The sequence below is a fragment of the Pantoea folii genome, assembly GCF_056678875.1.
This window is the reverse complement of the sequence record NZ_JBWXON010000008.1, coordinates 13,032-34,011: the sequence shown is the minus strand read 5'-3', so window position 1 is coordinate 34,011 and position 20,980 is coordinate 13,032. Positions and strand designations below refer to the sequence as shown.

Sequence of the window (20,980 nt, the reverse complement as noted above, 5' to 3'; positions counted from 1 at the left end):
CCGGGATGCATCAATGCGAACGTAAATCGCTCAGGAAGCGCTGCGCACGTGGGTGCTGCGGTTGGGTGAAGAACTTCTCTGGCGTCGATTTTTCCAGAATTTGCCCCTGATCCATAAACCAGATGGTGTCCGCCACTTCACGCGCGAAATTCATCTCGTGCGTCACGCACATCATCGTCATCCCTTCCTGCGCCAGGCTGCGCATCACCGATAACACTTCACCGACCATTTCAGGATCGAGTGCCGAGGTTGGTTCATCAAACAGCATCACCGGCGGCTTCATTGCCAGCGCACGTGCAATCGCCACGCGCTGCTGCTGGCCGCCAGACAACTGCGCCGGATAGGCGTCTGCTTTGTGTGATAAGCCAACGCGCTCCAGCAACTCACCCGCTTGTTTACGCGCTTCGGCACGCTTCACGCCCAATACTTTCATGGGTGACATCATGATGTTCTCTGCCACCGAGACGTGGGGGAACAGGTTGAAGCTCTGAAACACAAATCCAATGCGGGTGCGTAGATGGTTGAGGCGTGTACTGCTGCCGTGAATGTCGGTGCCATCAAACACGATCTGGCCATTATCAATCGGTTCCAGGCGATTAACGGTGCGGATCAAGGTGGATTTCCCCGACCCGGAAGGACCGCACACCACCACCACTTCACCGGTATTGATTTCGGCGCTCAGGTCAGTCAGCGCCTGATACGCGCCGTACCATTTGTTGACCTGGTTAAACATGATCATCGGGCTCATAGTGGTTCCTTATTGCGAAGAGGTTTTAGTCAGCATCACCGCGGGTGCAACGCTGGCATTGGCCTGCGGCGGTTGGCGACGTTTCTGCGCAATATGCGCTTCAAGTTTGTTAGCCAGCCAGGTGAGGCTGAAGCAGATGATGTAGTAGCTCAGCGCCACGATGGCGAACACCTGGAACGGTTTGGTCAGCAGTTGATTGCTGACCTGATTAGCGGCAAAGGTCAGCTCCGGCACGTTAATCACGTAGCCGAGCGTGGAGTCTTTGATGATCGAAACCAGCTGGCTCACCAGGCTCGGCAAAGTGTTAAACAGCGCCTGCGGCAGAATCACTAAACGCAGGGTTTTCAGGTGGCTCATACCCAGCGCGCGTGACGCTTCATACTGGCCGTGCGGCAGTGCCTGAATGCCGCCACGCACGATCTCAGCGATGTAGGCGCTCTCGTAAATCACCAGCGTACACAGCATGGTGGCGAAGCCGCTGATGTTGTGGCCAATCAGCAACGGGACGCAGAAGTAGGTCCAGAACACCACCATCATCAGCGGAATGCCGCGCAGCAGATACACCCAACAGGTGGCGGGCCAGCTCAACCAGCGCCACGGCGACAAACGCGCCAGGCCGAGCAACACACCGATGGGGAAGGCCAGCAATACTGCCAGCACGGAGATCAAAAGCGTACAGAGTACGCCGCCCAGCGGACCGTTAGGATACTGGCCCATTAACAGCAGCATGCCGTTGTCATGCAAAATGGTGAAGATCTCAAACATCGCCATTACCTCGCGTAAACGCGCTGGAAGCGGCGGGCCAGCAGCGCGCCCAAGCCCATCAGCAGCAGGGAGAAGAACAGGTAACCCACGGTTGCCACTAAGTAGGATTCGAAGGTACGGAAGGTTTGGTTCTCGATATCACGCGTCACATAGGTGAGGTCTGCCACGCCAATCACCATCGCCAGACTGGTGTTTTTGAACAGTAGCACGGTGTGATTGACCACGGATGGCAGCGCATTGCGCACACCCTGCGGCAAAATCACCGAGTGCATGGCGCGGACATAGCTCATGCCAAGTGCGCGGGCTGCCTCATTCTGTCCGTCTGGAATGGCCCGCAGGCCGCTACGGATATCTTCAGAGAAGTAAGCGGCCTGGCACAGCCCGAGCGCGATTAGAGAAAATAAAAACTCGGCGTTGTAGTCAACGATCATCATCTGCAGCGATTCCGGCAGCAGGGTGGGGATCGCGAAGTACCACATCATCAACTGAATCAGCGTGGGCACATTGCGGTGATAGGAGACATACGCCTTGACCAGCCCAACGGCAAGACGATTCTCCGTCAGGCGGACCACCACCAATAGCAGGGCGAGAACCATCGCCAGCAGCCAGGCACCCAACGCCAGTTCAAGGGTGACCACCGTTCCGTCAACGATCATCTGGCCGTAATGGCCGGTTATCACACTGCTGAAATCAAGTGCCATACAGTTACCTCATTGTACGGTTTTACGCGGTGCGGTCGCCCGGTCGCATAGTGGAAAGACCGCCCGGCACCTGCAGCGTCGGGGTAATTTCGATGTTGCCAATGTTGACGGCGACCGGTGCAGACAGCGCAAAGGCCACGCAGTCGGCAATATCTTTGGCCTGCGGCAGTTCGAACCCATCGATAAAGCGGCGACGCGCCTCATCGTGATCGCCTGAAACGTTGCCGAAAATATCAGTGGCGACGCGGCCTGGGCAGATTTCGGTGATGCGCACACGTTTGCCATAGCAGTCCACGCGCAGCTGGCGTGACAGGGCATGCACCCCGGCTTTGGTGGCGTGATACACCGAGTTGCCGTTGAAGTTGTAGATGGCGGCAATCGAGGTGATGTTGAATACGTGGCCACGGTCACGCGCCATCATGCCCGGCACCAGCAAGCGGCACAGGTGCAGCACGGCACGCAGATTGACATCGACCTGGGTTTCTACCACGTTTTCGTCGGCATCAAGAATCGAACCAGGATGAGAGAGACCTGCATTGTTGACCAGGATATCGATTTCCAGGTCTTTGCACAGCGCGGTCAGCGCATTGACGTCACTGACATCCACGGCATGCGGGATGCAGCCAGTGCGATCGGCCAGCGCGGCCAGTTGCTCTTTACGACGTGCCACCGCGTGCACGGTGATCCCTTCTTTGCACAGGCGCTCAACAATCGCTTCGCCCATACCAGCCGATGCGCCGGTCACCAGCGCGGTTTTGTAATCTGAGAATGGCATTTGTGTTTCCTCGTCTCGCCAGGTGTGTGTCCGGCGTAATGGGTCTTTTTTGACTTTATGCAGTTATGCCGCAAGGGCATAAGACATAAAAACTGTGAGGCGATAAGAGCCCCTTATAACCGGATTAATGATTAATTATCTGATTGAAGAATAAGAATTTCTTCATCATATTCAACCGCAGATCGCGTTGCAGAGGGGAATGGCTGCACCCGCCCTTTGCAGGGACTGAGCACCGGCACGTACAGGAGGCCGACCTGCACCATCGCCAGCAGATCCTGAGGTTCTACCTGCTGTCCAGGCTGGACAAAATCTTGCTGGCTGTGTGGGTGGCGACGCAGCAGTGTGCCGGGCAGGGGCGCGCCAATGCGATGCGTCACGGGCGGGCACGCTTGCGTCGGGATCTCCGTTGGGGATGAGAAGGAGGGCGGGTCAAACGTCAGACGCACCGACCACTGTTTGCCCTCTAACGCCAGGCTGTTAAGGCCGGATCGTTGCATCTTGCGCGCCAACGCACGCAGCGTCGGCAGCGGTATCGCAGTTTTTTCCATGGGGTTCCCGTCAACGCGAAACACGCCCGCCGAAGCGGGCAACAGACCGAATCAATCTAGCGCGTTCGTCAGACGGGCAGTAAGAGGGTTTCGCTTTGCGGTGATAAGCGGGTCTTATCCCACCAGGGTCAGTGGATGATTCTCCACGTTGCGGCGCGACATTAGCGACAGCAAAATGGATTTCACTGCTTCAGCAGGCTGGGACAGCGGCAGATGATCTGACATGCAGAACGACAGCGAAGCCTGCACATCCGGCTCGATGATCTTCGCCATCCAGGTATCCCCATTTTTCAGCATCGCGCGTGCGGCGGATTCCGGCATGATGGTGGTGCCCAGACCGGCACTCAACGCCGCATTCAGGGTGGTTTGCGACTCAATTTCGCACTTCACGCGGTACTGCAGATTGTTCTGCACGAAGGCGTCATCCAGCACTTTGCGCATGATGTTATAGATACGTGGCAGGAACAGATCATATTGCGCGACCTGTGACAGCGGGATCTCTTTCACCGGTTTTGCCAGGCTGAACGGACAAACGAAGCACAGATCTTCTTTCATCAGCGGCATGAAGCGCAGGCCATGGATGGTGCGATGATCGTAAATCACCGCCATATCCATACGCCCGTTCATGATCAGCTCGCTCAGGGTGGTGCCGAAGTTCTCGTTGAAATAGAGCACGATGCCAGGATGCTGCTGCTGCACTTCCATCATCAGCGGTAGCGCCAGGTTTTGCGCCGCTGTGCCCGGTGCCAGCCCGACGGAAACGCTGCCACTCAGCGCAGCGCCGACCAGATCAATCGCACTTTGCGCCTGTTCGCACTGGCGCAAAATGGACTGTGCATGGGAATAGAGTGTTTTCCCGGCTTCAGTAGGCGTGACACCGCGTTTGGTGCGAATCAACAGCTGTTGATTGACTTCACCTTCCAGCGTAGCCAGCTGCTGGCTCAACGCGGGTTGGGCTATATGCAGGATATCGGCAGCTTGCGTCAGGCTTCCGACGTCAACAATTTTAACAAAGTACTTCAGGCGACGAAGATTCATGGACACTTCCCTCAAACAGAACGCATATGCTCATCAAGCAAAGTTGATGCCAGGATAAGCTTTCGTTATTGAACTCAGACAGGAGGGTACGGCTACCGGGCCTCCTGAGGCTGGTGCTGAGCTAGTGAGCCGCCGGCATGGCGGGTGTTGAAAAATGCAGCGCTGCACCGAATGAGTGCAGTTGACCCATCAGCATTGCCAGTGACGGGCAAGGAAAATCGTGGGTTCGGGATGTAATCTGGGAAAGAAAGTAACACTTTATTAACATCCCGTCAGGCGTGCGGGCGTGACCTGTCGCGCAATTCTGAGTCAATCTGCCGCCTTTATGGCAGAAGTGTGCAGTCGGTCCAGTCATCGCTTTGTGTTATATCACCACAACAAAGCACTATTATCCGTGGCTTCGGCCCTAATCCTATGCTCAGGGAAAACTGACATCCCCCGAACCCAGGATTGAACATGCCCGAGATAGCCGATCGTTTAAAGAATGTGACCGTTTCCGCCTCCGTTGCCATGACCCAAAAAGCGCGCGATCTCGCGGCGCAGGGCGTTGATGTGGTAGCACTTTCTACCGGCGAACCGGATTTCCCCACGCCGGAACATGCGATTGAAGCCGCCTACGCCGCTGCACGCGCGGGCGACACGCGCTATCCACCGACCGACGGTACGCCTGCGCTGCGCAAAGCTATCCAGCTGAAATTCAAACGGGATAACCAACTGGAGTATGACGTCAGCCAGATTCTGACGGCCGGTGGCGCTAAGCAGATCATCTTTAACGCCATCCTGGCGACCATCAATCCGGGCGACGAAGTGGTGATCCCCACGCCGTCATGGATCAGCTATGCCGATATCGTGAAATTTGCCGGTGGTGTTCCGGTGCCGCTGCCGTGTGCGCAGGAGAATGGCTTTAAACCACTGCCAGCGGATCTGGATGCGGCGATCACTGACAAGACCAAATGGCTGCTGCTGAACTATCCGAGCAACCCAACCGGTTCGGTGGCTAGCAAAGCCGAGTTGCAGGCGCTGGGTGACGTGCTGCTGCGCCATCCACAGGTGTGGATTATGACGGATGATATCTATGAACATCTGATCTATGACGATGTGCGTTTCTATACCCTGGCGCAGGTTGAACCGCGCCTGTATGACCGTGTACTGACGGTGAACGGCGTATCGAAAGCCTATTCGATGACAGGCTGGCGTCTGGGCTTTTGCGGTGGTCCTGCGCCATTAATTAAAGCCATGAGCAATGTGAACACCCAGAACAGCGGCGGCGTCTGTACCCTGACGCAGGCGGCAGCGGTGGCGGTGCTGGAAGGTCCACAAGATCTGTTGCAGGAGCGCGCACGCATTTACCGTGAACGTCGTGATTACGTGCTGGAGCGTCTGACCTCGATTGATGGCCTGCGCTGCCATAAGCCAGAAGGCGCATTTTATCTGTTTGTGAACATTGAAGGGCTGATCGGCAAGACCAGTGCCGGTGGACGCTTCATCAGCAACGATGCCGATTTTGTGCTGGCGCTGATTGAAGAGCAGCATGTGGTGACGGTGCAGGGTGCGGCTTATGGCATGAGCCCGTACTTCCGCTTGTCCTACGCCACCAGCATGGAGCGCTTAGAGACGGGCTGCGATCGTATTGCGGCATTCTGCGCTGGCTGCCGTTAAACGAAAGGCGAAAAAAATGGCTGCCGATGGGGCAGCCATTTTTATTTGGGCGATTCAAAAAAACTTATTGAGCAAGCACCTCTGCCGCCGGCGCCACCTGATGGCCGCTGGCTTCGATTTCACTGCGTACGATGGTGGCGAGGGCCAGTGAGCCTGGCGTATCGCTGTGCACCAGGATCGACCGGGCACGCACGGCTATCACTTCCCCTTCGAAGGTGGTGACGGTGCCATGCTGCAGGAACTGCCGCACGCGGGCACGCAGCGCCGCTTCCTCTTTGATCACCGAGCCGGCAATGCCACGCGGCACTAAACGGCCCTGTGCATCGTAAGCGCGGTCGGCGAGGAACAGCGTCAGGGTTTTCAGGCCCGCTGCCTGTGCCGCTCGCTCAATGATGGTATCGGGTTGTGCGAACACAATCAGATCCGCATTGATACGGGCGACGAGCGTCATGACCTGCTGCGCTAATGCCTCGTCGCGATTGACGATATTGCCCATCGCAGCGTGGAAGCTGAAGTGCGACACCTTCGTGCCTTCTGCCTGAGCAATCGCTGTCAGCGCGCCGAGTTGATAAGCGACCTGCTGGCAGATCTCTTCGGCACTGAACGGCAGCTCGCGACGACCAAAACCCTGACGATCGGGCAAGCCAGGATGCGCACCAATGCCGACACCATTCTCTTTCGCCAGTCGCACCATTCGGGTCATGATCGCCGGATCGCCGGCGTGGAATCCGCAGGCGATATTAGCTGAGGAGACCACTTTCATCAGCGCGGCGTCATCGCACAGTTGATAAACGCCGAAGCCTTCGCCCATATCGGAGTTCACATCAATCTTCATGGTTTGGGTTCCTTCGGAAAATTATGCGGTTAACGCTTTACGCAGCGTTGGGCAGCTCACACGTAAGCGGCTCAGCCAGCCTGCGACCTGTTGCTCGATGGCGATGGCCTCACGCGTATCGCTCTGGATCAGCTGGATCGATTGGCCGGGTAATACCTGTCCTAAACGCCACAGATCCTGCTCAATCACCCCGGCGATCTTGGGATAACCGCCCGCCGTGTTGGCATCGCTGAGCTGAATGATCGGCTCGCCGCCGGGCGGCACCTGCACAATGCCGGGAATCAGCCCGTAAGAACGCATCTCAATGGTTTTTGACGGGAAAATCGGATCGCCTGCCAGTCGATATCCGGTGCGATTGCTTTGATTGGAGACCTGCCATGATTGCTGCCAGAAGCGACCGGCATCGGCAGCAAACAAGGGATATTCGCCGGATGGAATGGCGCGCAGCTGAATCTCACCTGCGCTGTTACGCGGGAAATGTGCACGCAGGGCGCTGTCGGGCGGCTCAATGCCAATACCGCTGCTGGGCAACGGGGATGCCTGTGTTTCACCCAGCGCCAACCGATCGCCACGCTGCAGTGGGCGGCCTTCCAGGCCACCAAAGCCACCACGAAGTGCCGTGCTGCGCGAACCCAGCACCATTGGCACATCAATGCCGCCTGCTATACAGAGATAACCGCGTGCGCCACTGCGCGGGTAACGCATTTCCAGCACCTGTCCGGCACGCACGCCGCAGCCCCACCAGGGCGGCAACGGCGCACCGTCTAAAGTGGCGCGACAATCCGCACCTGTTACCGCAATGCTGCTGTCCTGCAAAAAACGCACACGGAATGGGAACAGCTGAACTTCAATGGCGGCGGCATTTTCTTCATTGCCGAGCAGCAGATTTCCGGCGCGCAGTGCCAGCGGATCCATCACACCACTCACCGAGACGCCCATATGGCGGAAGTTGAAACGCCCCAGATCCTGAACCGTGTTCAGGGCGCCGCTCTGTTCAATTTCGATCACAGTTCAATCCTCTGCGGCAGAAAACGGATACGATCGCCCGGTGCCATTAGCGCGGGGGATTCTGCCATTGGATCAAACACTTCCAGCTCGGCAAAACCGATGGCGTTCCAGCCGTTGGGGCCGGTCAGTGCAGAGACACCTGCCTGGGCGCCGCCAATGGTAACGGTGCCTTTCAACATGCTGAGCGAGGGGACTTTCTTGCGTGGCGTGGCTAATTGCGGATCGAGTCCATGCAAGTAACCAAAGCCCGGCGCGCTGCCAAGAGCAAACACGGTGTATTCGCTTTGATGGTGACGGCGCACCACTTCGCGTGCGCTGAATCCGGTATGACGACAAACCGCATCCAGATCGGTGGCGTGCTCGCCGCCGTAATAGACCGGGATTTCAATCAGTTTGCCCTGCGGACTGATCGCCTGCGCTTGATCCCAGGCGGCATGCAGCGAGGCACGTATGGCCGCTTCGTCCTCGGGGATGTGTCGGAACAGCACCAGCAGATTGGTGACGCCGGGGATCAGGGCCTCAACCGCCTCATCCGCCTGAAGCAAACGCGCTAATGACCAGACGCGTCGCTGGGCGGAAAGATCAAATCCACCCGGTGCTTCCACCAGCCACGCACGGGCCCCGATGGTTGAGAGCGTAATCGAAGAGGAACAAGCCAGCGCAGATGCGCTGGCGGGCTGGATATCAGAGTGCGACATCACGGGCATGATTATTCCAGTGGTTCAAATTTCAGGCTGGAGAGCGGTTGTACGCGCTCTTCACGCACCATTTTGTATTCGGTATTTGGCCCAATCCAGGTGTTCCAGATTTTGTCGATGGTGCCATCGTCGTCCATCGCTTTCAGGCCGCTGTTAACGCTGGCCAGCAGGGCAGGTTCATCCTTTTTCATGCCGACACCAATCGGTTCCAGCGCCATCGGCTCTTTCACCATCGCCAGATTGATGCCGTCTTTTTTCGCCTGGGCGATGGTTTTCATCCCGGTCATGGTGTTAGTGACAAAGCCCACCGATTTGTTCTGCTCCAGCGCCAGGAAGGCGGAGGCAGAATCCTGGAAGGTGACGGCTTTACCGCCTTTGATGTGGATCGATTGCTCTGACGTGGTGCCCTTGGTGGCGCTGATACGTTTGCCTTTGAAATAGTCCAGTGGTTTATCTGCCAGCGGCGCTTTCACCAGCAGCATCTCTTTCGCCACGTAGTAAGGATCGCTGAACTGGATCTGATTACCACGCGTTTTGGTGTAGGCCAGGTTAGCAATCAACACATCGGCACGGCCGGTGGCGATCACCGCGATACGCGCTTCAACAGAGGTCGGCACCAGAGTCAGTTTGACGTTCATCTGCTTGGCCAGAGCGTGACACAGGTCGATATCCATGCCAGCCAGCTGGCGCGTTTGTGGATCCGGCGAAGAGAAGGGCGGTACGTCGGAGTAAACGGCGCATTTCAATTCACCGCTCGATTTAATGTTCGCCATCATATCTGCCTGCGCCGCCGAAACAGCCAGCAACGGCAGCATTGCCAAGCCAATGGTGGTCACTCTTTTCATGGTCATGTGCATTCCCTCAATGGTGGATACTGCTTAGGAGCGCAAAATCTCGCTTTTCTGGACTATATCGGCTTTGTTTTGCGGCGGAAAAGAGGGAAAGCGTGTTATGCAATAGGGAAATGATATGACCGATGGCGATAAGTTATTTCTATTCAGGCAGAGCGAAAAAGTGTTATCCAGCGCACATTTTTCTCCCTAGTGTAAGCCGCGTTGTCCTCTCGGCAACCCCGCCGATTGCACGTGGTAGAGAGAGAAGAGTGAGAGCATGAATCCCCGATTAGGCGTGTTATTAAAGATATTCGCCGCACTGTGCGCCACGCTGATGCTGGCCTGTGTCAAAGGTCTGAACGGTGCCGTTCCCACCGGCGAAGTGATTTTTTTCCGCAGCTTTATTGCGCTATTTCCCCTGTTAATCTGGCTGAAAGTGCAGGGGAACGTGCTGGAGAATCTTAAGACACGTAATCTGTTTGGCCATTTCATTCGCGGTTTTTCTGGTACCGGCGGCATGTATTTCAATTATCTGGCGCTGGTGTATATCTCGCTGGCTGATGCCACGGCACTGAGTTATGCCGCACCGTTGTTTACCGTGATCATGGCCGCGATGCTGTTGAAGGAGCGGGTGCGCATGTCGCGCTGGGTAGCTGTCGTGGTGGGATTGTCGGGTATCCTGATTATGCTCTCCTCCAGTCTTGCGGCTAGCGGCGGCGTGCTGGCAGGTGGCGCCAGCAGTACCACGGCCAGCCTTGGTGTTGCTTTTGCATTGATTGCCGCACTCTGTACGGCCACCTCGAATGTGCAAATCCGTTTTTTGAATGGCATCGAAAAACCGGGCGCGATCGTGTTCTATTTTTCGCTGATGACGACGTTGATTGGCCTGGCAACGGCATTTTTCGGCTGGATAAAGCCCACTGGCTTGCAGTGGCTGCTGTTGGTGGGCTGTGGTTTGTTTGGCGGTCTGGCACAGATTCTGGTGACACTCAGCCTGCGCTATGCTGATGCCTCGCTGTTGGCACCGTTTGATTACACTACGCTGGTGTGGTCAATGCTGATTGGCTATCTGTTCCTCAACAGCCTGCCAGGCACGACAACCCTCTTCGGTGCATCGATTGTGGCACTGGCAGGAATCTTTGCGGTATGGCGGGAAAACCGTCAGCGCAAATTGGCGATGGTGAGCAGTACACCGTGATGCGGTGTTATTGCGGGTTTTTTAGCTGCGCGCTCAGCGAAAGACAGGCCACCATGGATGATGACCTGTGCAATTCTTCGCTGTCATGCTGGCACGTTACCGATAAACATCATCGATAATTTCTACCTGCTTGTTTTGCAGTGCTTCCGCCAGCCAACCGCGTTCCAGTGAACCGGTTTTCGCCAGCTCAAAGTTGTGTTCATCGACGATCAAGTAAGCTTGTGCTGCTTCGAGAATGCGCGCGGCGTCCTGCCGGGGAATGACGATCACGCCGTCGGCATCGCCTAATACGATATCGCCAGGTGAAACGTGAATTTTACCGCAGGCAATCGGCACGTTGATTTCGCCTGGGCCATCTTTGAAAGGGCCACCTGGCGTATGTCCGGCGGCATAAATCGGGAAATCCATACGTGATAAGCCCTCAATATCACGCACCGGGCCGTCCAGCACGATGCCTTCCATACCACGCTGTCTGGCATAAGTGGCCATCACTTCACCCATCAATGATTGGCTGCGGTCACCCTCATTCGACAGGATGATGACATCGTTCGGCCCGGCCATATCCAGCGCTTTATGCAACATCAGGTTATCGCCAGAGCGTGCCTTCACGGTCACTGCCAGGCCGCACATGATGGGGGCTTTAGGCGCCGTTTTCAGGCTGATCTCTGCCGATAGCGCAGGCAAGCGACTCATGCAGTCGGCGACTACCGCCGCGGGTAAACGGCGGAACGCTTCCAGTAACGGTTCGGCATCGGAGGGACGGCGTAAATAAATACGATTTCCTGCGGTCATTTTATTTCTCCTGTCAGGATTTGCTGGGATTTATAGGGGTAAGAGAAGAATTGGCGCGATCTTCACGGGTGAATGCACCGGAAAGTGGCGTGCCATCAACGGTGTCGTAATGACGTATGGCTTGTGGTTTTAACCAACGCTGCACGCGCGAAGGCATATCAAAACCAATCAGCAGCATCACCACGAAGGTCAGGCCAAAGGAAAGCCCGCCCAGTGCGCCGCCAAGCGATGCGTGCTGGGCAATCAGTGCACCAAGCACCGGTGCCAATGCGCCTCCCAGTGAACCGATGTTGTAGATAAAGCTAAGATTGGCGGCACGCTGCTCGGTATCAAAATAGCCGCTGATCATTTTCGCCAGCAGGCCACCCACTCCCTGGCTAAACAGCTGCTGCAGGAAGATCAGCAGGCATAGCAGCCAGACGTTTGAGCCATTGAGCATAAATACCGGGATGATCAGCACTTGGGCGACCAGCAGGCTGAGTACATAGGTTTTACGCGTGCCGATGCGATCGGCCGCAATCCCCGCCACGCAGCACCCGAGGCCCATACCAAAGCGGCTGAAGGAAAATACCAGTGCCACCACTTCAGGTGAGTAATGCAGATCGGTTTTCAGATAGGTTGGTAAAAGAGCGTGAATCGGCCAGCCATACAAAAATACGCAGACGATAGTGACCGTGAGCATCAAGCTGGTGGGCCAGCGATCTCCCCCGCTTTGCACCAGAAAACGAATAAATATGCCAGCGGTGATCAGCGCTAATGCTGCGATGACAAGTCCTGAGCTTTGATGGTCGAAACAGATGTAAAGTGCCGCCGCCGCGAGCACTCCCAACAAGATGTTGAGAACGTTGCTTTTACGATTGGGGCCACGGAAAAGGGTATCTACCATGGTGAGGGTGGGTGTGGTCGCCCTGGCTTTTGCCGCTGCCCACTCTTCAGCTTCCGGAATGGCACGGCGTAGCCACAAAGCAAAAAACACCGGGATGATGCCGAGATAAAAGAGTGCGCGCCAGCCCCACAGCGGCACAATCCAGCTGTAGGCTAACACCGACAAGATCGCGCCTGCAGAAAATCCCGAATTAAGGAATGCACTGGCTTTATTGCGCATATCTTTTGGCCAGGTTTCGATGGCATAAGCCGAGCTGGTGCCATATTCTCCCGCCATACCAATACCGACTAAAATACGTGCAACAAACATCCATGTGTAATTCGGTGCAATACCGCAGGCAAAGGTGCCACCAGCAAATAATATAATGCTGGTGATCATGGCACTTTTACGCCCGTATTTATCGCCCATGGCACCGAGCGCTAAACCGCCGAACCAACGCAGGATAAAGGCTGCCGAAATTAATGCAGCCGCTTCGGCAGTGCTGACTTTAAATTCCGCCATTATTTCGGTAAGCACTAATGTGATAATGACGAAGTCAAATCCGTCCAGCATATAGCCCATCCAGGCCGCCCAAAAGGCTTTCCATTGCTGGCGATTAAGCCGCTTATACCAGGTCAAAGCCATTGTCTCTTCAGCCATGATAAACTCCGGGTGTAATTAACAGAGTAGGGGAATCCAGACCGTAAATTTCAGTCTGTGATTGGAGGTTATTGTTCTGTTTGAGCAAGAATACGGGAATTTATCGTGTTACGGTTCTTGTGTTACGGCTAACGAAGTGAGGATCACGAAATATTATCAGGCTACCTTTTAACTTGCTGATAATTAATTTTATTGGGTTTTGTTATGGTGGCATATATTAATAATATGGCTGGAGAGTTGTTTTTAAATTTCCGCCGGTTTTTAACTCCGGCGGAAAAATTAATCAAGGCTTCAAATCACCATACCAATAAGATGCCGTCACGCCGCCATCCATCAGAAAATCACTGCCGCTGATGTAGCCGCCTTCTGGTCCCATTATGAGGGCTGCCAGCGCTGTGGCCTGCTACCAAATGTTGAATCGATTGGCGCGAACTGACATCGACCTGGCTGGTTTCTACCGTAAAGCCGGCATCACGTAAGGTTTGTGCGACAGCCGCACAGTTTCTCGAATTGAGGTCCGCCAGCAGCACAGTTTTGCCCTGACTCACGCGACGCGCGATGGCTTGTCCAATCGCACCTGGCCCGATAACCATCATAATCTCTTTCATTGTGTCTCCCGCCTTGAGGAATGACTGATGCGGCAAGCATAGCGGGGAAGGCCATTGATGACTGTAGGGGCAATTGGCATGAGCTTATGAATGCTGCTCATGGGTTCTGAGCTAAAGGGTCGTTACCTATAACTAACTGCACTTTGCAGACTATTTGCTATTTTATTCGTGATGTATCTCAGTTCAACTTTATTTCCACCTCACTTAACCGTTCTGGTATTGAAAACGGATATGTTTCAAATATAACTTCTGGTTTATACCGACGAATAGGAGGTCAATACCCTATGCCTAAACTTGAAGAACTCATTGCACAGCGATCTCATGAGTCACAGAAGAAAATTGAGGTTAAAGTTGCGGGAATAATTATTGGTGTTCAGTTGCGTCACTTACGTGAAGAGCTGGGGCATTCGCAAGTACAGCTAGCTGAGAAAATGGGCGTTTCACCGTCAGCCATAGCGGTAATGGAAGCCCGAGGCGATGAGGTAAAACTCTCCAGCCTGAAAAAGTATGTTGAGGCATTAGGCGGGAAGCTGAGCCTGAACGTTGAACTACCAACGGGCGATGGGCTCACTTTTCTGCTTTAAGCAATGCGGCCATTTGAGCTGAGCAGGCGAGAGTTAAGTGATTCGAATATGCTGCGTAATGTCCTCAATTTGGGACTTATCGCGCCGTTTGATGGATTAAGTCCTCAGGATGGGACATAACATTTTGTGTCAGTCTGGAGTGTTAGTGAGCAATGACAAAAACGACAAACGCAGAAAAGCAAAAACCCAGCCATAAGCTGGGTTTTCAGAATGTTGGTGCCCGGACGCGGAATCGAACCACGGACACGGGGATTTTCAATCCCCTGCTCTACCGACTGAGCTATCCGGGCAACGGGGCGCATTAAACCCTAATGGCTTTCAGCCGTCAACGGCTTTCGTCAAAAAAGCGTAGCAATCGTGACTGATTGCTTGCTTTTCAGGCAGGATGTGCAAAATCTCAACGTGCCCGCTGGTGGTAAAGCGGTACTCAGGATTGCGTGACCTGCATGACCTGCATGACCTGCATGACCTGCATGATGCACGGGCTTAAGGGCCTACTGCGAAAGTTTAGGCCAGTGCCCCGTTCTGCCGGCACAGCGCGATACTCAGCACATCCTCTGCCAGACGACGCGCGGTGGCCACATCCTGCACGTTGCGTTTCACTAGCAGCTTGCTCAGGCAACCCTCGAGAATCAGCTCCATTTGATCGGCCACCATCGTCGGATTATCCAGCGCCAAATCCACCAGAATTTCATGAGTGAACTGCCATGAGCTGCGTTTCTGCTGCTCGGCTAACTGATGTACGGGTTGGTCAGGCTGCGGATAGAAGCTGCAGGCGGCGATAAACAGGCAGCCGGGAAAGCGGCCTTTGTTCACGTGCTCACTTAACACGTCGTAACGCGCCAGCAATTTTTGTTGGGCAGTGAGATGTTCATTGAGCTGTATCTGGCGGCGCCAGCTGTCAATCTGCTGACCGTGATAGCGCAGCGCGTCATACAATAATGCGTCACGGTCGGGCCAGAAACGTTCAAGATGTTCTGCATCAAGTCCGGTCTCACCGGCCAACTGCTGCAGGGAAGTGGTGGCGGCAAGGCCGCTCTGCTCAAGCACATTCAGCGCATGCTCAAGAATCTGTTCACGTTGCAAGTGACTCTCCTCTGGAGTGCGGGCCCGCTCGCGCACGAACGGGCAGTGTCCTGCAACCAGTGTCGTTTAACGCGACAGATTGTGCAAATGCGTGCGGAAGTCGGCAGCGTTAAGGAAACCGGTGACGCGTGAGCCAGGGATTTCTTTGCCTTGCGCATCATAGAACAGAATGGTGGGCAAGCCTAATACCTGTAAATGCTGCAACAGGGCGTTATCCTGCGCGTTATTCGCGGTGACGTTGGCTTGCAGTAACTGCACCTGACTCAAATCGGCACGCACGCCTTCATCGCTGAAGGTGTACTTCTCGAACTCTTTGCAGGCAACGCACCAGTCGGCGTAGAGATCGACCATGGTAATGCGACCTTGTGCCTGCTGAAGTGCGCTATCCAGTTGTTCACTGCTGGCAATGGTTTTAAACGGCAGATGCGCCACAGACTGCACGCTGGCGCTGCTGCCAAAAGCCCAATCCTGCAGCGGACGAGCGGCCACTAGTGCTGCCGCCAGCATCACAATTTGCAGAATGCGCCATTTGCCATTAGCGCGCAGGCTGAGACTGAACGCCCAGGCAAAGAACGCGACGCCGAGCAGGCTCCACAGACGCAAGCCCCAGATATCACCCACTACACGCTCCAGTAAGAACACCGGCAGCGCCAGAATCACAAAGCCGAAGCCCTCTTTGACGCTCTGCATCCACGGGCCACTTTTCGGCAGCAGCTTGTTGCCGAACATCGTTACGGCAACCAGCGGCAGGCCCATGCCGAACGCATAGAGCCACAGCGTGCCCGCACCGGCCCACAGATTACCGCTTTGCGCGATATACAGCAGAATGGCACTCAGCGGCGCGGTGGTGCAGGGTGAGCAGATCAATCCCGCCAGTGCGCCCATCATAAACACGCCCGGCAATGAACCGCCTTGCTGACGATTACTCCACAGTGTCAGGCGCGTTTGCAGACTGGAAGGCAGTTGCAGCGAGAACAGGCCAAACATCGACAGCGCTAGCACGATGAACAGCGCTGACAGGCCAATCAACACGTAAGGATGCTGCAGTGCCGCCTGGAAGCGTAAACCTGCGGCGGCCACCACCATGCCGAGTAAGGTGTAAGTCAGTGCCATCCCTTGCACATAGACCATCGCCAGCGCGAACAGGCGGCCAGCAGAGTAACGACGTTGGCCGCCGAGAATGATGCTGGAGATCAGCGGATACATTGGTAATACGCACGGCGTGAAGGCGACGCCGATGCCAATCAGCAGCGCCCACAGCGGTGAAAACGGCAGTGGCGTGCGCTGTTGTGCAGGCTGCGCGTTAACGGCGGTTGCATCGTGATTGGCGGCAACCGGAGTGAGCGGCACTGAGCGGGTTTCGGGCGGGTAGCAGAAACCAGCGGCCGCACAGCCCTGATAGGTCACCGTGAGCGTGGCACCGGACTCAGCCTGATGCAGAGTGATCGGCACCTGTAAATCCTGCGAATAGATTTCGCTTTTGCCGAAGAACTCATCCTCATGCGGCTCTCCTGGCGGCAGAGCGAGCGGTGCCATCTGTGCTTTTTGCGGCGTCACATGAATCTGCTGACGATAAAGGTAATAGCCGTCCTTCACCTTCCAGCTCAGTGTGAGTTGGTTGCCCTGCTGGCTGAAATCGAAGCCAAATGCCTGATCCACCGGCACAAAGCGGCTGTTATTGTTAGGTGAGAAGATATTGGCCTGTGCTGAAAAGCAAAACAGCAATGCGAGGCAAAGGCCCATCAGGCGAGAAAGTCGTGCAGCCATGAGGATGTAATCAGCTCCGGTGGCGAATGAGCCGCGATGATAGCACGGCCGCCTCGCCACGAGGTTTTCAGGATGTAACGGCGCTACAGAATCAGGCTACCAAACAGGAAGCCAAACGCCACGGAGAAGGCAATCGCCAACACGCCGGGAATGATAAAGGAGTGATTAAACACAAACTTGCCGATTCGGGTCGAACCGGTGTCATCCATTTCTACTGCTGCCAATAAGGTGGGATAGGTCGGCAACACGAACAGGGCTGAGACGGCGGCAAAGGAGGCAACGGCGGCGAGAGGGGATACGCCAAGCATGAGGGCGGCAGGCATCAACGCCTTGGTGGTCGCTGCCTGTGAATAGAGCAGGGTAGCAGCGAAGAACAATATCAACGCCAGCATCCACGGGTAGCTCTGCAACATATCGCCAGCCGCAGTCTGGATGTCCGCCAGGTGGGCTTTGACAAAGGTATCGCCCAGCCATGCCACGCCCATCACGCAGATACAGGCACTCATGCCGGATTTGAACGTACTGGCGCTGAGGATTTCGCCGGTATCGACTTTGCAGGTTAGGCAAATCAGTGTGGCAACGGTGAGCATAAACACCACAATCGCTTCGTTACGAGGCAGCACTGGGTTGCTGATTAGCCCAACGCTGTCGCTGATCGCCGTGGCGTAGAGTACAACTGCCGCTATGCCGATCAGGAACAGCAGAACGGCACGTTTGGCGCCAGGCTTAATGTCATAGACGCGTTCTCCGCGCAGTGTGACTTCACCTTTAGCTAAGCGCGCCTGATACACCTCGTCTTCTTTTAACTCTTTACCAAGAAAGCTGGTGATCACGGCGGCACAGAAGATGGCAGCCATGGTGGCTGGGATCGATACGCCCAGCAGCGCCAGATAGCTGACACCGCGCGGTTCCAGAATCGACGCGAAGAACACCACTGCAGCAGAGAGCGGCGAAGCGGTAATGGCAATTTGCGAGGCGACCACCGCAATCGACAGTGGGCGAGAAGGGCGAACGCCTTGCTCTTTGGCCACTTCAGCGATGACGGGTAGCGTCGAGAACGCAGTGTGTCCGGTGCCCGCCAGCAGCGTCATCACATAGGTGACGAGTGGGGCGAGGAAGGTGACGTAACGTGGATGGCGGCGCAGCAGGCGCTCGGCCAAACCGACCATGTAATCGAGTCCGCCTGCAATCTGCATCGCGGCAATTGCGGCAATCACTGCCATGATAATTTCGATCACATCGAAGGGAATCGCGCCCGGCTTCATGCCGCAGAACAGCGTCAACACCAGTACGCCCAATCCGCCGGCAAATCCAATCCCGATGCCGCCTAGACGTGCACCCAGCCAGATCGCCAACAGGACAATCAATAATTCCACTAACACCATTCATTCCGCTCCTGAGCCGTGGGGGAAATCTCGACTCTTAAAGTTGTAGCCGCCAATAAGAAAAAAGCACGCCGTATTGTATACAGGCGTGCTTTTGGCAACTTGATCCGGAACGGATTACTGTTCGTTTTCGTCGGTGTAGCGTTTGGCTTTGTAGGTCGGATGCATCAGGTTCTGGATAGAGAAGATGTCATCCAGTTCCGCTTCGGTCAGAAGACCGCGTTCCAATACCACTTCACGTACGCTCTTGCCGGTTTCCGCACAAATCTTACCGACGATATCGCCATTGTGGTGGCCGATATACGGGTTAAGGTAAGTAACGATACCGATGGAGTTAAACACGTAAGCTTCACAAACAGCTTTGTTGGCGGTGATGCCATTCACGCATTTCTCCAGCAGGTTGAAGCAGGCGTTGGTCAGAATGCTGATCGACTCAAACAGCGCCTGGCCAATCACCGGTTCCATTACGTTGAGCTGAAGCTGACCCGCTTCTGACGCCATGGTCACGGTAATGTCGTTGCCGATAACCTTGAAGCACACCTGGTTCACCACTTCGGGCACCACCGGGTTCACTTTGGCTGGCATGATTGATGAACCGGCCTGCAATTCTGGCAAGTTGATTTCGTTCAGACCCGCACGTGGGCCGGAAGAGAGCAGGCGCAGGTCGTTACAGATCTTCGATAGTTTCACCGCCAGACGTTTCAGCGCAGAGTGCACCATCACGTAAGCACCGCAGTCAGAGGTCGCTTCAATCAAGTCTTCTGCCGGGACGACAGGCAGATTACTGACTTCCGCCAGACGCTGAACCGCCAGTTGCTGATAGCCATCCGGGGTGTTGAGGCGAGTCCCGATGGCCGTCGCGCCCAGATTTACTTCCAGCAGCAGTTCTGCGGTGCGCAGGATGCTGCGGGTTTCTTCATTCAGCAGCACGTTAAACGCGTGGAACTCCTGGCCCAGCGTCATCGGTACGGCATCCTGCAGCTGGGTACGACCCATCTTGAGGATATTTTCGAACTCGACCGCTTTACGCTGGAAGCCTTCACTGAGCTGGCTGATGCCGTCCAGCAGTTTCAGAATTGAAGCGTAAACCGCAATACGGAATCCGGTGGGATAAGCATCGTTGGTCGACTGACACTTATTCACGTGATCGTTAGGGTTGAGGTATTGGTATTCACCTTTTTGGTGGCCCATCAGTTCCAGACCGATGTTTGCCAGCACTTCGTTGGTGTTCATGTTGACCGAGGTGCCCGCGCCGCCCTGATAGACGTCAACCGGGAACTGATCCATGCATTTACCGTTATTCAGCACTTCATCACAGGCCTGAATAATGGTGTTTGCGATGTTGCGAGGGATTGTTTGCAGCTCTTTGTTGGCGAGCGCGGCTGCTTTTTTTACCATCACCATACCGCGGACAAATTCCGGTATGTCACTGATTTTGTTGTTACTAATGTAGAAGTTCTCAATCGCACGCAGAGTATGAACACCGTAGTAAGCGTCTGCCGGAACTTCGCGCATGCCTAACAGGTCTTCTTCGATACGAATGTTGTTCGCCATGATTACCTTCTTATTATTTCTGCGGTGTCACTGCCGGGCGACCGGGATGGTCGGGCGGCAATCACTGTGCAGGTGAAGCAATTATATTGTCGTGGATTACCAGCACCGACATTTTATCCATCTTCGGGCTGGCGGGCACGATCATATTCTGTTGTTACAGAATTGTTTGTGCACAGATCACTTTACGGGCATTTACTGGCCCAGCGGTAATAACGATATGTGATGTAGTTCGCAATTTTAAGTCAGTGGGAAAAATTTGGCAGGATCGGTTGAAATCGCGGGTTGAGATGCCCATCTCTATCAATACGGTCAGACAGACCATCCCTTTCTGCTGCCTGGCAAGAAGCGAGGCAGCTCTACTCACAGGAGATATCGGTGCGCTGGATACCGTTCGTGATTTTTTTTGTTCTGGCCTGGATTGAGATCTCAATTTTCATTCAGGTTGCACATGCCCTCGGCGTGCTGCTTACCATGTTGCTGGTGATCTTCACCTCGTGCATCGGCGTGTCGCTGGTGAAGAACCAGGGTATGAAGAACTTCCGCCTGATGCAGGAGAAGCTGGCGCGCAATGAAAGCCCAGCAGCGGAGATGACCAAAAGCGTTTCACTGATCATTTCGGGCTTCTTACTGCTGTTGCCGGGCTTCTTTACTGACTTCCTCGGTTTGTTGCTGCTGTTGCCTCCGGTGCAGAAGCATCTGACGCTGAAATTAATGCCGCATCTGCGTGTGTGGCGCGGACCCGGCGCCGGGCCGGACAGTGGCTATACCATGGATGGCGAATACGAGCGTAAAGATCAGGATCAAATCGGACACGATAAAGATCGATAAGAAGAGAAGGGCGGCGAGAGTCGCCCTTTTTGCTGTCTTTTTCGT

The 20,980-nt window shown here is 55.1% G+C and carries 21 protein-coding genes and 1 tRNA gene; 4 read left to right on the top strand and 18 right to left on the bottom strand.

Annotated features, from left to right (window positions below; genetic code table 11):
- Positions 1-10 precede the first annotated feature (10 nt).
- From AC1MDE_RS11225 to nac, 6 genes are all read right to left on the bottom strand, one after another.
- Positions 11-748, bottom strand: coding sequence for an amino acid ABC transporter ATP-binding protein (locus AC1MDE_RS11225; protein ID WP_045816006.1), 738 nt, complete (start codon positions 746-748; stop codon positions 11-13).
- Between the two features lie 9 nt (positions 749-757).
- Complete coding sequence (locus AC1MDE_RS11220) at positions 758-1,513, bottom strand: amino acid ABC transporter permease (RefSeq protein ID WP_337024670.1); 756 nt, start codon at positions 1,511-1,513, stop codon at positions 758-760.
- Between the two features lie 5 nt (positions 1,514-1,518).
- Entirely contained in the window at positions 1,519-2,214 is a 696-nt protein-coding gene (locus tag AC1MDE_RS11215; protein ID WP_058961854.1) for an amino acid ABC transporter permease, read from the bottom strand.
- Between the two features lie 22 nt (positions 2,215-2,236).
- Entirely contained in the window at positions 2,237-2,989 is a 753-nt protein-coding gene (locus AC1MDE_RS11210) for an SDR family oxidoreductase (protein WP_160868463.1), read from the bottom strand.
- Between the two features lie 131 nt (positions 2,990-3,120).
- Complete coding sequence (locus AC1MDE_RS11205; RefSeq protein WP_058961856.1) at positions 3,121-3,537, bottom strand: acetyl-CoA carboxylase biotin carboxyl carrier protein; 417 nt, start codon at positions 3,535-3,537, stop codon at positions 3,121-3,123.
- 114 nt (positions 3,538-3,651) lie between these two features.
- Complete coding sequence (nac, locus tag AC1MDE_RS11200; protein WP_034826712.1) at positions 3,652-4,575, bottom strand: nitrogen assimilation transcriptional regulator NAC; 924 nt, start codon at positions 4,573-4,575, stop codon at positions 3,652-3,654.
- Positions 4,576-5,031: 456 nt separating this feature from the next.
- Here nac and AC1MDE_RS11195 point away from each other — a divergent pair, with 456 nt between their 5' ends.
- A complete protein-coding gene (locus AC1MDE_RS11195; RefSeq protein ID WP_034826708.1) occupies positions 5,032-6,234 on the top strand; it encodes a pyridoxal phosphate-dependent aminotransferase in 1,203 nt (400 codons plus the stop codon).
- Positions 6,235-6,298: 64 nt separating this feature from the next.
- Here the strand turns inward: AC1MDE_RS11195 and AC1MDE_RS11190 are convergent, their stop codons facing one another.
- From AC1MDE_RS11190 to AC1MDE_RS11175, 4 genes are read right to left on the bottom strand one after another with little or no spacing between them, the layout of a single operon-like run.
- A complete protein-coding gene (locus tag AC1MDE_RS11190) occupies positions 6,299-7,069 on the bottom strand; it encodes a 5-oxoprolinase subunit PxpA (RefSeq protein ID WP_058961858.1) in 771 nt (256 codons plus the stop codon).
- Between the two features lie 21 nt (positions 7,070-7,090).
- Positions 7,091-8,077 (bottom strand): 5-oxoprolinase subunit C family protein, encoded by a 987-nt coding sequence (locus tag AC1MDE_RS11185; RefSeq protein WP_479397975.1) that lies wholly within the window; start codon positions 8,075-8,077, stop codon positions 7,091-7,093.
- Entirely contained in the window at positions 8,074-8,784 is a 711-nt protein-coding gene (pxpB, locus tag AC1MDE_RS11180) for a 5-oxoprolinase subunit PxpB (RefSeq protein ID WP_058961860.1), read from the bottom strand. The genes AC1MDE_RS11185 and pxpB overlap by 4 nt, the downstream gene beginning before the upstream one ends.
- A 2-nt stretch (positions 8,785-8,786) precedes the next feature.
- Entirely contained in the window at positions 8,787-9,626 is an 840-nt protein-coding gene (locus AC1MDE_RS11175) for a transporter substrate-binding domain-containing protein (protein ID WP_058961861.1), read from the bottom strand.
- 259 nt (positions 9,627-9,885) lie between these two features.
- Here AC1MDE_RS11175 and AC1MDE_RS11170 point away from each other — a divergent pair, with 259 nt between their 5' ends.
- The gene (locus AC1MDE_RS11170; RefSeq protein WP_479414779.1) at positions 9,886-10,806 is read left to right on the top strand and encodes a DMT family transporter; all 921 of its coding nucleotides are present in this window, start codon (positions 9,886-9,888) and stop codon (positions 10,804-10,806) included.
- A gap of 96 nt (positions 10,807-10,902) precedes the next feature.
- On the opposite strand, the gene AC1MDE_RS11165 is transcribed toward AC1MDE_RS11170, so the two are convergent.
- The 3 genes from AC1MDE_RS11165 to AC1MDE_RS11155 form a co-directional block, all read right to left on the bottom strand.
- Positions 10,903-11,598 (bottom strand): RraA family protein, encoded by a 696-nt coding sequence (locus tag AC1MDE_RS11165; protein WP_034826696.1) that lies wholly within the window; start codon positions 11,596-11,598, stop codon positions 10,903-10,905.
- Positions 11,599-11,611: 13 nt separating this feature from the next.
- On the bottom strand, positions 11,612-13,123 hold the full coding sequence (locus AC1MDE_RS11160) for a sialate:H+ symport family MFS transporter (protein WP_058961862.1): 1,512 nt from the start codon (positions 13,121-13,123) through the stop codon (positions 11,612-11,614).
- A 341-nt stretch (positions 13,124-13,464) separates the two neighbouring features.
- Positions 13,465-13,731 (bottom strand): SDR family NAD(P)-dependent oxidoreductase, encoded by a 267-nt coding sequence (locus AC1MDE_RS11155; protein ID WP_058961863.1) that lies wholly within the window; start codon positions 13,729-13,731, stop codon positions 13,465-13,467.
- Positions 13,732-14,015: 284 nt separating this feature from the next.
- Between AC1MDE_RS11155 and AC1MDE_RS11150 the strand changes: the two genes are divergently transcribed.
- Positions 14,016-14,315: a helix-turn-helix domain-containing protein gene (locus AC1MDE_RS11150; RefSeq protein WP_479397977.1), complete on the top strand. Its 300-nt coding sequence runs from the start codon at positions 14,016-14,018 to the stop codon at positions 14,313-14,315.
- Between the two features lie 214 nt (positions 14,316-14,529).
- Here the strand turns inward: AC1MDE_RS11150 and AC1MDE_RS11145 are convergent.
- The 5 genes from AC1MDE_RS11145 to aspA form a co-directional block, all read right to left on the bottom strand.
- Positions 14,530-14,605, bottom strand: a tRNA-Phe gene (locus AC1MDE_RS11145).
- Positions 14,606-14,822: 217 nt separating this feature from the next.
- Entirely contained in the window at positions 14,823-15,401 is a 579-nt protein-coding gene (gene dicD, locus AC1MDE_RS11140) for a division control transcriptional repressor DicD (protein ID WP_058961865.1), read from the bottom strand.
- A gap of 66 nt (positions 15,402-15,467) precedes the next feature.
- Positions 15,468-17,168 carry a protein-disulfide reductase DsbD gene (locus tag AC1MDE_RS11135; RefSeq protein ID WP_479401222.1) on the bottom strand — a complete coding sequence of 567 codons (1,701 nt, stop codon included), beginning with the start codon at positions 17,166-17,168 and terminating at the stop codon, positions 15,468-15,470.
- 83 nt (positions 17,169-17,251) lie between these two features.
- The gene (locus AC1MDE_RS11130; RefSeq protein ID WP_058961867.1) at positions 17,252-18,553 is read right to left on the bottom strand and encodes an anaerobic C4-dicarboxylate transporter; all 1,302 of its coding nucleotides are present in this window, start codon (positions 18,551-18,553) and stop codon (positions 17,252-17,254) included.
- A 117-nt stretch (positions 18,554-18,670) separates the two neighbouring features.
- Positions 18,671-20,107 (bottom strand): aspartate ammonia-lyase, encoded by a 1,437-nt coding sequence (gene aspA, locus AC1MDE_RS11125; RefSeq protein WP_007886584.1) that lies wholly within the window; start codon positions 20,105-20,107, stop codon positions 18,671-18,673.
- A 375-nt stretch (positions 20,108-20,482) separates the two neighbouring features.
- On the opposite strand from aspA, the gene AC1MDE_RS11120 reads away from it, so the two are divergent.
- Positions 20,483-20,935 (top strand): FxsA family protein, encoded by a 453-nt coding sequence (locus AC1MDE_RS11120; protein WP_097119018.1) that lies wholly within the window; start codon positions 20,483-20,485, stop codon positions 20,933-20,935.
- Positions 20,936-20,980 lie beyond the last annotated feature (45 nt).